The following is a 12,725-nucleotide window of genomic DNA, read 5'->3' on the forward strand; positions in this document are numbered from 1 at the left end:
CGGTACGGGCGAGTTCCCGGGCGCGCTGCCCTGCCTCCTGCGCCTCCTGCGCGAGCGGGAGCGCGGGGGCCGGGGCGGTGCCCGTGGCGGAGGGCGCGGCGGAGGGCGTGGCGGAGGGGGAGCCGCTGGGGCGGGGGGCGGCGGCGGAAGCGCCGGGTGACGCCGTGGCCGCCGTACCGGAGTCGTCCTGGGTACGGCCGCCCTGGGTGCGGCCGCCCTGGGGGTGGTCCGTCCGCCCGTCGTCGGCGCGGGGCTGTCCCGTCCGGGTGGCACCGCCGGACTCCCGGCCGGCCGGGTCCTCTCCGGTCGGGTCCTGGCCGGCCGGGTCCTGGTCGGCAGGCGTACGGCCGCTCTGGGCCGCGCCGTCCGGGACGGTGTCGTTCCGGGCGCTGTCGCCCTGATCCGTGCCCGGCGGATCCGGGGCGTCGGCCTTCTCCGAGGCGCCGGCCTCCTGGTCTCCCCCGTCCTCCTGGTCGCCGTCGGCAGCGATGGCGAACCGGTAGTCGTTGGACTCGCCGACCCACTCGCCGTCCTCGCCCCGGCGCTGGACGACGGCCGCGTTGATGGTGGCCTTCTCGGGAGCGGTGCCGGAGGCGAGGGAGAACCGGACCTTGACGGTGACGGTCTTCCCGGGCGCCACGGTGAACCCGGCGAACCCCTGCGCGTCGAACACGCCGACCAGTTCCTGTTCGTCGGTGCTCTCGAAGCGCACGGGCAGGGCCTTGGCGCGGTCGAAGAAGTCCAGGCGGGGCTGGGCCGGTTTCAGGGTGTGCGCGTCGTCGGCGATGACGACGACCGGGTGGACGCCGGTGCAGGGCCGGGTGGTGGTGTTGGTGAGGTCGATGTACCAGTTGGCGTACTCGCCGCCGGCCGCGTAGGACGAGGGGCCGCCGTGGATGCGGGTGGCCAGCGGGAAGGCGCGGTCGCCGGGGGGCGCGCAGGACGGGGTCGCGTCGGCGGGGGCGGCGACCGGCGCGGTGACGCCCAGGAGGGCGCCTGTGGTGAGGCAGAGGGACAGGGACGTACACAATCGCATGAACACATGACCATGCCGGTCCCGTGCGGTTTCCCCGGGCAGCCGCTCCGTCCACGCACCCCAAGTCCGCTCGATCAGCGCAGGCGCGTGACTCCCGGGGGTGGGCGGCACGGTTGATCAGGGGCGCGAGGACCAGCGGGCCCTGCGCCCCGGCGCGCCCCTGACGAGGCCCGGAGCCAGAGGGCCTGGGGGGGGAGGGGGCAGATGGCTTGAGTGGCAGGGGCCAGAGGGCATGAGGACACGTCACTTCAGGGGCGTGGGGCACGCGTCTCGGGGGCGCGGGAAACGGTGCGCCGAGCGCCCCGGCGCACCCTCAGCAGGGCCCGGGATCAGGAGGCTCTGAAGGTCTGTCATCTGGGGGCGCGGAAGCAGCACGCCCAGCACCCCCGCACACCCTCAGCAGAGCCCGGGACCAAGAGGCTCTGAAGGTCTGTCATCTGGGGGCACGGAAGCAGCACGCCCAGCACCCCCGCACACCCTCAGCAGAGCCCGGGACCAGGAGGCCCTGAAGGTCTGCCATCTGGGGGCACGGAAGCAGCACGCCCAGCACCCCCGCGCACCCTCAGCAGAGCCCGGGATCAGGAGGACCCTGAAGGTCTGTCGCCTCAGGGGGCGCGGGGAACAGCGCGAGAGGCCCCCGCCACCCCCGTCCGGTAGACGCCCGCAGCCCCGAGGGCACCCCTCACCCGTCCGCCCGCCCGAACATCGGCGCCAGCAACAGCTGGGCGGCCCCCTCGGCCACCCCCCGTTCCCCGCCCGGGGCCACCCGTACGGGAACCGTGCCGCCAGGCGCCCCCTCCCGCCGGGCCCGCGCGGCGAGAACCCCGGCGACACCGCTCACGTACGCCTCCGGCGCCCCGGCCACGGTCCGGCCGCCGAGCAGGACGAGGTCGATGTCCAGCAGGCCGGCCAGATTCCCGGCGCCCACCCCCAGCACCCGGGCCGCCTCCGCCACGTCGCCCCGCTCCACGGCCGCGAGGCACAACGCCTCCATGCACCCCCGGTCCCCGCATCCGCACGGCACCCCGTCCAGTTGGAGCACCTGGTGCCCGAACTCCCCCGCCCCGGTGCGCGTCCCGCGGTGCACGCTCCCGCCGATCACGAGGCCGGCCCCGAGTCCCGTACCGAGGTGCAGGTAGGCGAACGAGCCGCCCTCCCCGCCCACGGACAGCCCGAGCGCCGCCGCGTTCGTGTCCTTGTCGACCACCACGGGCACCCCGAGCCGCTCGGCGAGCGCGTCGCGCAGCGGGAATCCCTCCCATTCCGGGAAGCCGGTGACCCGGTGCAGCACCCCGCCGACGTGGTCGAGCGGGCCGGGCAGCGCGACCCCGACCCCGAGCAGCGTTCCGACACCGGCGAGCCCGTGGACACCGCCGCCCCCGACACCGCCCGCGCCACCGTGGCCCGCGTCGCCCGTTCCGGGGGCGTACCCCGACCCGTCCGCGCCCCCCTCTTCGCCCGCGCCGCCGCCATCGCCACGGCCGTCGCCATCGCCACCGTCGTCGCCGTCGTCGCCGTCGTCACCGAGGACCTCGGCCACCAGGCCCGCGATCTCCCGTGCGACCGCCGCCACCACGTCCTCGGCCCGCCCCCGCGCCGATTCCCCGGCCGCACCGGAAACCTCGCCGTCGCCCGCAAGGGACGACACACCCCTGCGCCCGGCCTCAGCGTCGACCCCGGCCCCCGACCAGGCCGGGCCCTCGACCCCGACCTCGGCCTCAGCACCAGCACCAGCACCAGCAAGGGCACCGGCACCGGCACCGGACGCCACGCGGTGTCCAGACGTGCCGTCCCCCGACCGCGCCCCCGCGTCGGCCCCGGCCCCGGACCCCGCCGCGAAACCGAGCCCGACCGCCACCCGCCGTTCCCCCACCACCGTGCCGTCGAGGTCGACCAGCACCAGCCGCAGCTCGTCCCGGTCCAGGTGCACCCCCACCGCGTGCCCGGCCTCCGGCACGAGACGCAGCACCGTGCGCGGCTTGCCGCCGGTGGACGCCCGGCGCCCGGCCTCGGCCGCGAGGCCCGCCTCCCGCAGCCGCGCGGTGATCTTGCTGACGGCCTGCGGGGTCAGCCCGGTCCGCTCGGCCAGCTCCAGCCGGCTGATCCCCTCCGCCCCCGCGCCGCGCAGCAGATCGAGCACGAGCGCGGTGTTGTGGGACCGCAGCGCGAGCAGGTTGGCCCCCGCGGGACCGCTCGTCGTCCGGTTCCCGGTCCTGTTCACGCGATGCCGCCGTTCGTCCTGTTCACACGACCCATTGTCCCCGCCGCTTGCACTTTGGCAACAGCGTTGCGAAAGTAGGAGGCATGACTGGTACCCCCCTTCGCGTCGGCCTCATCGGCTACGGCCTCGCCGGCTCCGTCTTCCACGCCCCGCTGATCGCGGCCACCGAGGGCCTCGCCCTGGACACGATCGTCACCGCGAACCCGGAGCGGCAGGAGCAGGCCCGCGCCGAGTTCCCGGACGTCCGCATCGCCGGCACCCCCGAGGAGCTGTTCGCCCGCGCCGACGAGCTGGACCTGATCGTCATCGCGTCCCCGAACAAGACGCACGTCCCGCTCGCCACCACCGCCCTGAAGGCGGGTCTGCCGGTCGTGGTGGACAAGCCGATCTCCGGCACCGCCGCCGAGGCACGCGAGCTGGCCGCCCTCGCCGAGGAGCGCGGCCTGCTGCTGTCGGTCTTCCAGAACCGCCGCTGGGACAACGACTTCCTGACCCTGCGCGAGCTGATCGAGGAGGGCGCGCTCGGCGACGTCTGGCGCTTCGAGTCCCGCTTCGAGCGCTGGCGCCCGCAGCTCAAGGGCGGCTGGCGCGAGTCCGGCGACCCGGCGGAGATCGGCGGTCTGCTGTACGACCTCGGCAGCCACGTCGTCGACCAGGCCCTGGTCCTCTTCGGCCCGGTCACCGAGGTGTACGCCGAGACCGTCGCCCGCCGCGCCGGCGCGGAGACCGACGACGACACCTTCATCGCGCTGACCCACGCGAGCGGCGTCCGCTCCCACCTGTACGTCTCCGCCACCACCGCCCAGCTCGGCCCGCGCTTCCGCGTGCTCGGCTCGGAGGCCGGCTATGTGAAGCACGGCCTGGACCCGCAGGAGGCGGCGCTGCGCGAGGGCCTGCGCCCCGGCCCCTCCTGGGGTGCGGAGCCGGAGACCCTGTGGGGCCGGATCGGCGCCGGCGAGTCCCCGCTGACCGACGGGGGCCGTCCGGTGAAGACCGTGGCCGGCGACTACCCCGCGTACTACGCGGCCGTGGCGGCCGCCATCACCGGCGGCGGCGCCAACCCGGTCACCGCCCTGGAGGCGGCCGACGCCCTCGACGTGCTGGAGGCGGCCGCCCGGTCCGCCCGCGACAAGGTGACGGTGACCCTCTGATGCATCACCCGCAGATCACCCCGAAGTTCGCCCCCGAGATCACCCCGAGCGTGGAGGAGCTGGAGGCGCAGGAACGCCGTCTGGTCTTCCCCGGTTTCACGTACGAGGACGCGTGGGCCCTCGGCTCGCTCCTGGTCGAGATGGGCCGGGAGCGCCAGGCGCCGATCGCCATCGACATCCACCGCGCGGGCCAGCAGCTCTTCCACGCGGCGCTGCCCGGCTCGACCCCGGACAACGACGCCTGGATCGCCCGCAAGCGCCGGGTGGTGGAGCGCTACAACGCCGCTTCCTACCTGGTCGGCGCCCGGTTCCGCGCCAAGGGCACGACGTTCGAGGACTCCTCGCGGCTGGACGCCGACACCTACGCGGCCCACGGCGGCTCGTTCCCGATCCACGTCGAGAACGCGGGCGTGGTCGGCTCGGTGACCGTCTCCGGTCTGCCCCAGCTGGAGGACCACCGCATGGTCGTCGAGGCGCTGGAGCGGTTCCTGGGCCTGTAGCCCGCCCGGCGGCTCCACCGCGCGGCTCCCTCCGGCGGGAGCGGGCGTGTCCGACGATCAGGTCGGCACAGCACGTACCCCACCGGAGGGAAGGGCCCCGATGAGCGAGTCGGCGGACAGCACGAGCGGCACGGGCATCAGCAAGGAGGCGATCGGCCGGTACGGCGTCTGGAGCATCGGGCTCCGCTCGGACGACCCGGCCCGGCGCGGCGAGATCGCGCAGGCCGCCGCGGAACTGGAGGAACTGGGCTACGGCACCGCCTGGCTCGGCGGCAGCAGCGCGCCCCTCAACGCCCTCCCGCTCCTGGAATCGACGTCCCGTCTGATCGTCGCGACCAGCATCACGAGCATCTGGCAGCACAACGCCGCCGCCAGTGCGGGCGGTTACTCCGACGTGGACGCCGCGCACCCCGGCCGCTTCCTGCTCGGGCTCGGCATGAGCCACGCCAAGCTGGCCGAGCAGTACCGGCGCCCCCTGTCGGCGCTCGTCGCCTACCTGTACGAGCTGGACGGGGCCGGTGTCCCGGCGGACCGCCGTGTCCTCGCGGCCCTCGGCCCGAAGGCGCTGATGCTGTCCCGGGACCGTTCCCTAGGCGCGATCCCCTACCTGACCACGCCGGAACACACCGCCCACTCCCGCGAACTGCTGGGCGCGGAGCCGCTGCTCGCCCCCGAGCTGGGGGTCGTCCTGGAGAGCGACCCGTCCCGCGCCCGCGCCCTGGCCCGCGAGCACCTCGCCTTCTACCTCACGCTCCCCAACTACACCAACAACTTCAAGCGCCTCGGCTTCACCGAGGAGGATCTGCGCGACGGGGGCAGCGACCGCCTGATCGACGCGCTCTACGCCTGGGGCGACGACGACCGCGTCCGCGGCCACGTCGACGCCTTCCTCGACGCGGGCGCCGACCACGTGGCCCTCCAGGTGGTGGACGACAACGCCCCGGAGGATCTTCCCCGGGAGGCATGGCGGAGGCTGGCGGACCTGCTGGGCTGAACGGCCCCTGCCGCGAACCGCGCGGGGAACCCGCCGCCGGTCCTGGTCCTGGTGCCGGTCCTGGTGCCGGCCTTGGTCCCGGCCTTGGTCCCGGCCTTGGTCCCGGTGCCGGTCACAGCCCGGGGCTGGCCGGGGGGCTGGGGCCGGGGGCGCGGGATCGGCCGGGGCGCTCTCCCGCGAACGCCGCGAGCGGAGCGCTACGCGTCCGCGAACTCCTGGCGCTGGCGCCCCAGTCCCTCCACCTCCAGTTCGACGACGTCCCCGGCGCGCAGGTACGGCTTCGGTTCGGGGTGGCCCAGCGCGACCCCGGCGGGGGTCCCGGTGTTGATGACGTCGCCGGGGTAGAGGGTCATGAACCGGCTGACGTACCGCACGACCTCGCCCACGGGAAAGATCTGCCCGGCCGTCGAACCGTCCTGCTTCAGCTCGCCGTTCACCCACAGCCTGAGCGAGAGCCGCTGCGGGTCCGGCACCTCGTCGGCCGTCACCAGCCAGGGCCCGAGCGGGCTGAACGTCTCGCAGTTCTTCCCCTTGTCCCAGGTGCCGCCCCGCTCGGCCTGGAACTCCCGCTCGGACACGTCGTGCGCCACCGTGTACCCGGCGACATGGGCGAGGGCCTGCTCGGCCGACTCCAGGTAGCGCGCCGTCCGCCCGATGACCACGGCGAGCTCCACCTCCCAGTCGGTCTTCACCGAACCGCGCGGCACGAGCACGGTGTCGTTCGGCCCGACGACCGTGTCCGGCGCCTTGAGGAACACGACCGGCTCGGCGGGCGGTTCGGCGCCGGTCTCGCGGGCGTGGTCGTGGTAGTTGAGCCCGATGCACACGATCTTGCCGATCCGGGCGAGCGGGGGCCCGATGCGCGGGCCTGGTGCGTACGGGGCGTGCGGGGCGTCCGGGGCATCCAGGGCGCCCGGGGTGTCCGGGGCCTGCGGGGTGCCCCCGGCATCTGAGGCGGCCCGGGCGGACGCCGTGTCCGTCGCGCCCGCCGCGCCTGCCGCCGGTGGAGCGAGCAGCACGGGCAGTACGGGCAGCTCACCGGCCGCCTCCGCCGCCCTGATCCGCGCGAGCGCGGCGTCGTCGGCGAGGAGCGCGCCGTCGATGTCGTCCACGAGGGCCGACAGATCGCGCAGGACGCCCCCGGCGTCGAGCAGCGCGGGCCGCTCCGCTCCGGCCGTACCGACTCGCAGCAGCTTCATCGTTCGTCCCGTCCTTCTCGCTCGCACGCACCGGCGCCCCCGTGCCGTGCGGTCACCGGGGACCGGTCGATCCTCTGGTCCGGCCGTCCGCTCCACAAGACCCCGTTCACGTACTGGACCGGGGACGGCCCGGCGGCAGGAGCGGGCGGCGGGGGCCGGCGGCTCAGCGGTACAGCACGGCCCGTTCCACCGTGCTCCAGAGCGTGCTGGTGACGACGTAGAGAGCGGCCGCGAGCGGCACCACCGCCACGGTGACGAGCGTGAAGAAGGACATGAACGGCATGACCTTGCCGACCGCGGCCAGCCCCGGCACGGCGTCCCCGCCCGCGGCCGCGCCCCCGGCCGGGACGGCCATCGCGCTGTCGGCCATCGTCCGCCTGGTGCGCCGGTAGTTGAAGGCGGCCACGGCCGCGACGAGAGCGAAGAGGCCGAGGTAGACGACGCCGGCCGCCCCGAACACCCCGCCGGTGTCGAGCGCGTCGGAGAAGTGGCCGCCGAGCGGGGCGGCGAACAGCCGGTGCGTCAGCAGTCCGCCGTGGCCGCCGTCGGCCGCGGGGCGGGAGAAGAGGTGGTAGAGGACGAAGAACGCGGGCAGTTGGAGCAGGCTGGGCAGGATTCCGGAGAACGGCGACACCTTCTCCTCCCGGTGCAGTTCCAGCACCGCCTTCTGCAGCCGCTCGGGATTCTTGGCGTGCCGTACGCGCAGTGCGGCGATCCTCGGCTGGAGCGCGGCGCGGGCCCGCTGCCCCCGCGCGGCGGCCCGGGACAGGGGGTGCACGAGGAGTCGTACGAGTGCGGTGAACAGGACGATGGCGGCGGCTGCCGCCGAGGCGTGGAACAGCGGCTGGAGCAGGTCGGCGAGCTGCTCGACCAGGCGGGCGACAACGGACATGGCGGAGACCTCCGTGCAGGGGTGCGTCGTACCGGGTGACACCGGGGTGGTGTGCCGGGCGGCATGACGACCGCGCGGGGGCAGGCGGGTGGAACCGGTGGGACCGGTGGGCCGGGGCGGCTCCGGTTCAGCGGAAAGAGTGCGGGGTGCCCTACGCGCGGAACGTCGCGGGGGCGTGTCCGGGTGCCCGGGGCCGGCGGCGGCCCCGCGCGTCGGGGTCGCGTTGGGGCAGGAAGGCCGTACGCCGGTCCCGGTCGCGTATCGCCGTGCGTACGGCGGTGGGCGGGACGGCGGGCGCGCAGCGGGCGGCGACGAGCGAGCGGACGGCGAGCGCGGAACCGGCCACGGCGGTCGCGGCCAGCGCGACGGCGGCGGACAGGCTCCCGCCGCCTGTACCGAGAAGGGCTGCCTGCAGCAGGAGCAGTTGGGCCAGGAGCAGCAGCCCGACGACGGTGACGGGGGCGGTGCCGGGGCGCGTCGACGGCACGGTCCGCACGGACGGCACGGCCCGTACGGGCCGCTCAGGACGCCCGAACCGCTCAGGACGCACGAGCCGCTCGGGACGTACGACGGCGAAGGCGGCGAAGGCAGCCGCGGCGGGGCGCATGACGGCGGCACCACTGCGCACCTGCACCATCACCTGCTCCCCTCCCCTCGCCTGCGCCGCTCCGGCCTGCCCGACCCGGCTCACTGCCCCTCTTCCCGTCCCCCGCACCGGCGCCCGGTCCCCCGGACGCCTCTGCCCTACGCCGGATCGATCTCCAGCGGCTCCAGGAGCCGCTTCGGCCTGAGCAGTGCCCGGCTGACCGGATCCGCCGGTTCGGGATCGAGTCCCGGACCCGGCACCATGACAACGTCCGTGACGGGCACGATGGTTCCGCACGCGGGACATTCGCCGTAGGAACCGAGTTCGGTGCCGCAGTCGGCGTGCCGGAAGTACCGCAGCTGGGCCGCCCGGAAGTTCTCGCGCCCCCACCGCGACAGCGCCCGCAGCGTCGGCCACAGGGCGATGCCGCGCTCGGTGACGACGTACTCGTCGCGCGGCGGCGACTCCTGGTACCGCCGCTTCTCCAGGATGCCCTCCTCGGTGAGCGCCTTGAGGCGGGCGGAGAGAACGGCCCGGGGGATGCCGAGGTGGACGAGGAAGTCGTTGTAGCGCCGTACGCCGTAGAGCGCGTCGCGGACGACGAGCAGCGTCCACCGCTCACCGACGACCTCGAGCGCGCGGGCGATCGAGCATTCCTGCGTCGCGTAGTCCTTGCCCAGTGCCATGCGGTCCACTGTAACCATTCCCGACAGCAGGGTTCAATGAACGAACCTACTCGTGTACGCTGCGAGGCATGGCTAGGTTCAATGAAAGAACCCTCAAGGCGGCAGTGTCGGCAGCGGCGGCGGAGCCGGAGGCGCCCGACGCCGGTGCGCCCCCGCGGCCCGCACCGCCCGGGGCCTCCCCGGCACCCGCACCGCGCCCCTCGCCCGCGGGTTCCCCGCACGCCCGCGCCACCCTGGCCCTGACCAGCGCGGCGACCGCCGTGGCCCTGATGACGTACACGGCCCCGATGGTCACGCTCCCGGACACGGCCGCGGCCCTGCACACCCCGCTCTCCGCGCAGGCCTGGCTGCTGAACGGCACCCCGCTGGGGCTGGCCGCCCTGCTGCTGGTGGCCGGCAGCCTGGCCGACGACTACGGCCGCCGCCGCGTCTTCCTCGCCGGCACGCTCGCCCTCGGCCTGACCACGGCCCTGGGCGGCCTGGCCGGCTCGACCTGGCTGTTCACCCTCGCGCGCATCGCCCAGGGCGCGGCGAGCGCGGCGATCCTGGCGAGCAGCCTCGGCCTGCTGGTGGCGGCCTTCCCGAGCCCGCGCGGCCGGCTGCACGCGACAGGCGTGTGGGGCGCGTTCGTGAGCGGCGGGATAGCGGCCGGGCCGCTGATCGCCGGCGCGCTGCCGTCCTGGCGGATCGCCTACGGCACCCTCGGCGCCGCGGCCCTGCTGGTGGCGGCCCTCGGCGTCCGCCCGCTGACGGAGTCGAAGGCGCCCCGGGGCGGTCGCCCCGACATCCCCGGCGCCCTGACCTTCGGCGCGGCGCTGGTGGCCCTGGTGGCGGCGCTGACCCTGGGGCGGGACGGCTGGCTGCGCACCCCGGTGGCGCTGCTGCTGGTGGCGGCGGTCGCGCTGGGTGCCCTGTTCACCCTGGTGGAGCGGCGCACCCGGACCCCCATGATCGACCTGTCCCTCCTGCGCCGCCCCCGCTTCCTGGCCTCCTCGGCCGGCGGGCTGTTCACCGGCCTCACGGTCATCGGCCTCTTCAGCTACCTGCCCGCCCTCCTCCAGCAGACCCTGCGCCTGTCCCCGATGAACACGGCCTGGCTGCTCCTGCTCTGGTCCGGCCTGTCCTTCACGGTGGCCCTCCAGGCCAAGCGGCTGGCGGGGCGGATCACCCCGGGCCGCCAGCTGGCCATGGGCTTCCTCCTGCACGCGGCGGGCGCCCTGACGATGCTCGGCGCGACGGCCTCGGGCTCCTGGGTACGGCTGCTGCCCGGCCTGCTGATCGGCGGCGTGGGCAGCGGCCTGCTGAACGCCGCGCTCCCGCTCCTGTCCGTGGAGTCGGTCCCGCCCGCCCGCGCCGCGATGGGCTCCGGCGCCCAGCAGACCTTCCGCTACATCGGCTCCTGCGCCGGCGTGGCCCTGACCATCGCCCTGGTCACCTCCTCGGGCGGCGACCTGGCACGCGGCGCGAACGTGGCGATGGCGGTGTCGGCGGGCCTGGCCGTGATGGGGGCGGTGTGCGTGACGGTCCTGCGGGAGGAGGCCTGAGGGGGCGTCGGGGGACCGCGCGGGCGGCCCCGGAGATCGGGACCGCAGGGGCGGCCCGGGAGACCGGGACCGCACGGGCGCCGTCGCCGGGTGCACACGCGCCGACCCCTGCCCCTGCCCGCCCCTGCGCCTGCCCCGGCACCACGGAAGAGCCGTCGCCCCTACCCGGTGAGGGCGAACAGACAACGAACGAAGGGGCACGAACGAGCCCCGGGGCCGGGAGAGGCAGCGCACACTCCTCCTGTGTCACCCCTCGGCAGTACGGTGTCACCCATGCGCCCCGACACGCCTGCCGAGAACGTCGACCACACCGCCGAAGCGGCACGCCTGGAGCGGACCGCCGGCCTGTACCCCGAGGACACCGAGGCCCTGCTGCTGCGGGCCGCGGCCCATCTGGAACTCTCCGGCGACCGCCCCGCCGCCACCGCGCTCTACGACCGCCTGCTCTCCGACGCCGCCGCGCTCGACGACCCCCACCTGGTACGGGCCCTGAAGGCCTCCAACCTCTGGGAGTACGACCACGAGGCCGAGGCCCGGGCGATCATCGACGGCATCCGCCTGTCCGCCCCGCGCGACCCGGCCCCCTGGGTGATCGTCGCGGAGTCCCTGGAGGCCCACGACGAGCTGGAGGCGGCGGCGGAGACGTACACGGAGGCGGCCCGCCTGCTGCTGACGGACGGCGCGGAGCCGCCGCACGCGACGCATCCCGTGCTCTACGGCCGCCACCGGGTCCGCCGCATGCTGGGTCTGGAGCACGACGACTGGGACACCCTGGCGGACACCCTGCACCACGCGCCGGTCTCCCTGGACGAACTCCACGACCCCAAGCGCGTCTGGTCCCTCGGCTCGGACAACCCGGCGGAGCTGGAGGCGGAGATCTCCCGCCTGCGCGCCGAACTCGGCGCCTACCGCGAGCAGTTGTCCCGCCCCTTCCCGGTGGCGGTGCTGCACTGGCCGGCGGGCGAACTGACGGAACTCCTCGCGGCCTACCCGGACCTCACCACGGAGTACCCCTCCCACGAGGAACACCTCGCGACCATAGAGTCCTCCCTCCGCGAACTCTCCGCCTCCGGCACCCCCAACCTGGGCATCGTCACCGGCACGGTCCCGTCGTACGAGGCGTTCGCGGCCTCGGAGAGCTCCTCCCCCTCGGACACGACCCTGCTCCCGCAGTACGCCACCACCCTGGCGGCCCGCGGCCGCGCGGAGGGGTGGCCGCCGGAGCGGGGGGAGACGTGCTGGTGCGGCACGGGGCCTCGGTACGGGGAGTGCCACGGAGCTAGCCGGTGATCCGTTCCGGACGCCCGGTGCCGCCCACGGCAGCCGGCACCGGACCCGCCCCGGCGAACCTGCCGAGCGCCTGGGCATCACACCCTTCCGCAGACGCGTAGCGTGGGTTGCAGTCGGCAGGACAGCTGGATCCAGTGCCCGCCACGCTCCGCAGGAGTCAGCAGTGAACGATCCGCAGCCCTGGACCCCACCCGAGGGGTCCTGGGCGTCCTCCGCAGCGAGACGCCGCAACATGCAGGCCATCCGGAGCCGGGACACCAAACCAGAACGCCTCGTCCGGCGGCTTGTGCACGCTCAAGGCCTGCGTTACCGAGTGGCGGCACGACCACTGCCCGGCCTTCGCCGGACCGCGGACATGGTCTTCCGGCCGGCGAAAGTCGCCGTATTCATAGACGGGTGCTACTGGCACGGCTGCCCAGTTCACTACGTGTCCCCGAAGACCAATCCGGGGTACTGGTCGGAGAAAGTCGCGCGCAATATCGACCGCGATCGCGACACTAATAGGCAGCTGGAGGCGGCAGGATGGCTGGCCCTGAGGTTCTGGGAGCACACACCCGTCGAGGAAACCGCGGCCGCGATTATCCGTCTGGTCATCGAACGACGTAACTCTCCCCCGTGACACGTCC

12 protein-coding genes and 1 pseudogene are annotated in these 12,725 nt (G+C 74.7%); 6 read left to right on the forward strand and 7 right to left on the reverse strand.

Annotated elements, in window-relative coordinates:
• From ACIPRD_RS27535 to ACIPRD_RS27545, 3 genes and pseudogenes are all read right to left on the reverse strand, one after another.
• On the reverse strand, positions 1-1,036 hold a 1,036-nt coding region (locus ACIPRD_RS27535; protein WP_401566849.1), incomplete at its 3' end, for a hypothetical protein.
• Between the two features lie 682 nt (positions 1,037-1,718).
• Positions 1,719-2,807 (reverse strand): ROK family protein, encoded by a 1,089-nt coding sequence (locus tag ACIPRD_RS27540; protein ID WP_401567052.1) that lies wholly within the window; start codon positions 2,805-2,807, stop codon positions 1,719-1,721.
• Positions 2,808-3,095: 288 nt separating this feature from the next.
• Positions 3,096-3,257: pseudogene (locus tag ACIPRD_RS27545) on the reverse strand (ROK family transcriptional regulator); the annotation flags it as partial.
• Positions 3,258-3,340: 83 nt separating this feature from the next.
• On the opposite strand from ACIPRD_RS27545, the gene ACIPRD_RS27550 reads away from it, so the two are divergent.
• The 3 genes from ACIPRD_RS27550 to ACIPRD_RS27560 all read left to right on the forward strand — a co-directional run bounded on the left by ACIPRD_RS27550 (position 3,341) and on the right by ACIPRD_RS27560 (position 5,902).
• Complete coding sequence (locus ACIPRD_RS27550) at positions 3,341-4,408, forward strand: Gfo/Idh/MocA family oxidoreductase (RefSeq protein ID WP_356396824.1); 1,068 nt, start codon at positions 3,341-3,343, stop codon at positions 4,406-4,408.
• The gene (locus ACIPRD_RS27555; RefSeq protein WP_356396821.1) at positions 4,408-4,908 is read left to right on the forward strand and encodes a heme-degrading domain-containing protein; all 501 of its coding nucleotides are present in this window, start codon (positions 4,408-4,410) and stop codon (positions 4,906-4,908) included. The genes ACIPRD_RS27550 and ACIPRD_RS27555 overlap by 1 nt, the downstream gene beginning before the upstream one ends.
• A gap of 100 nt (positions 4,909-5,008) precedes the next feature.
• The gene (locus tag ACIPRD_RS27560) at positions 5,009-5,902 is read left to right on the forward strand and encodes an LLM class F420-dependent oxidoreductase (RefSeq protein ID WP_401566853.1); all 894 of its coding nucleotides are present in this window, start codon (positions 5,009-5,011) and stop codon (positions 5,900-5,902) included.
• A 197-nt stretch (positions 5,903-6,099) separates the two neighbouring features.
• On the opposite strand, the gene ACIPRD_RS27565 is transcribed toward ACIPRD_RS27560, so the two are convergent.
• The 4 genes from ACIPRD_RS27565 to ACIPRD_RS27580 all read right to left on the reverse strand — a co-directional run bounded on the left by ACIPRD_RS27565 (position 6,100) and on the right by ACIPRD_RS27580 (position 9,265).
• Positions 6,100-7,101, reverse strand: coding sequence for a fumarylacetoacetate hydrolase family protein (locus ACIPRD_RS27565; protein WP_401566856.1), 1,002 nt, complete (start codon positions 7,099-7,101; stop codon positions 6,100-6,102).
• Between the two features lie 163 nt (positions 7,102-7,264).
• Positions 7,265-7,993 carry a membrane protein insertase YidC gene (gene yidC / locus ACIPRD_RS27570; protein WP_356396812.1) on the reverse strand — a complete coding sequence of 243 codons (729 nt, stop codon included), beginning with the start codon at positions 7,991-7,993 and terminating at the stop codon, positions 7,265-7,267.
• Between the two features lie 151 nt (positions 7,994-8,144).
• Complete coding sequence (locus ACIPRD_RS27575; protein WP_356399018.1) at positions 8,145-8,435, reverse strand: DUF6412 domain-containing protein; 291 nt, start codon at positions 8,433-8,435, stop codon at positions 8,145-8,147.
• A gap of 302 nt (positions 8,436-8,737) precedes the next feature.
• Complete coding sequence (locus tag ACIPRD_RS27580) at positions 8,738-9,265, reverse strand: helix-turn-helix domain-containing protein (protein WP_356396809.1); 528 nt, start codon at positions 9,263-9,265, stop codon at positions 8,738-8,740.
• 68 nt (positions 9,266-9,333) lie between these two features.
• Between ACIPRD_RS27580 and ACIPRD_RS27585 the strand changes: the two genes are divergently transcribed.
• The 3 genes from ACIPRD_RS27585 to ACIPRD_RS27595 all read left to right on the forward strand — a co-directional run bounded on the left by ACIPRD_RS27585 (position 9,334) and on the right by ACIPRD_RS27595 (position 12,718).
• Complete coding sequence (locus ACIPRD_RS27585; protein ID WP_401566859.1) at positions 9,334-10,809, forward strand: MFS transporter; 1,476 nt, start codon at positions 9,334-9,336, stop codon at positions 10,807-10,809.
• 273 nt (positions 10,810-11,082) lie between these two features.
• Positions 11,083-12,099 carry an SEC-C domain-containing protein gene (locus ACIPRD_RS27590; protein ID WP_401566861.1) on the forward strand — a complete coding sequence of 339 codons (1,017 nt, stop codon included), beginning with the start codon at positions 11,083-11,085 and terminating at the stop codon, positions 12,097-12,099.
• 163 nt (positions 12,100-12,262) lie between these two features.
• Positions 12,263-12,718: a very short patch repair endonuclease gene (locus tag ACIPRD_RS27595; protein WP_401566864.1), complete on the forward strand. Its 456-nt coding sequence runs from the start codon at positions 12,263-12,265 to the stop codon at positions 12,716-12,718.
• Positions 12,719-12,725 lie beyond the last annotated feature (7 nt).

The sequence above is a fragment of the Streptomyces sp. NPDC090108 genome (assembly GCF_044747185.1).
Classification (GTDB): Bacteria; Actinomycetota; Actinomycetes; order Streptomycetales; family Streptomycetaceae; genus Streptomyces.

Bases quoted from the DNA above. Each gene is read 5' to 3' on its own strand.
- ACIPRD_RS27550 (WP_356396824.1), top strand. From the start codon at position 3,341: ATGACTGGTACCCCCCTTCGCGTCGGCCTCATCGGCTACGGCCTCGCC.
- ACIPRD_RS27555 (WP_356396821.1), top strand. From the start codon at position 4,408: ATGCATCACCCGCAGATCACCCCGAAGTTCGCCCCCGAGATCACCCCG.
- ACIPRD_RS27560 (WP_401566853.1), top strand. From the start codon at position 5,009: ATGAGCGAGTCGGCGGACAGCACGAGCGGCACGGGCATCAGCAAGGAG.
- ACIPRD_RS27565 (WP_401566856.1), bottom strand. From the start codon at position 7,101: ATGAAGCTGCTGCGAGTCGGTACGGCCGGAGCGGAGCGGCCCGCGCTG.
- yidC (WP_356396812.1), bottom strand. From the start codon at position 7,993: ATGTCCGTTGTCGCCCGCCTGGTCGAGCAGCTCGCCGACCTGCTCCAG.
- ACIPRD_RS27580 (WP_356396809.1), bottom strand. From the start codon at position 9,265: ATGGCACTGGGCAAGGACTACGCGACGCAGGAATGCTCGATCGCCCGC.
- ACIPRD_RS27585 (WP_401566859.1), top strand. From the start codon at position 9,334: ATGGCTAGGTTCAATGAAAGAACCCTCAAGGCGGCAGTGTCGGCAGCG.
- ACIPRD_RS27590 (WP_401566861.1), top strand. From the start codon at position 11,083: ATGCGCCCCGACACGCCTGCCGAGAACGTCGACCACACCGCCGAAGCG.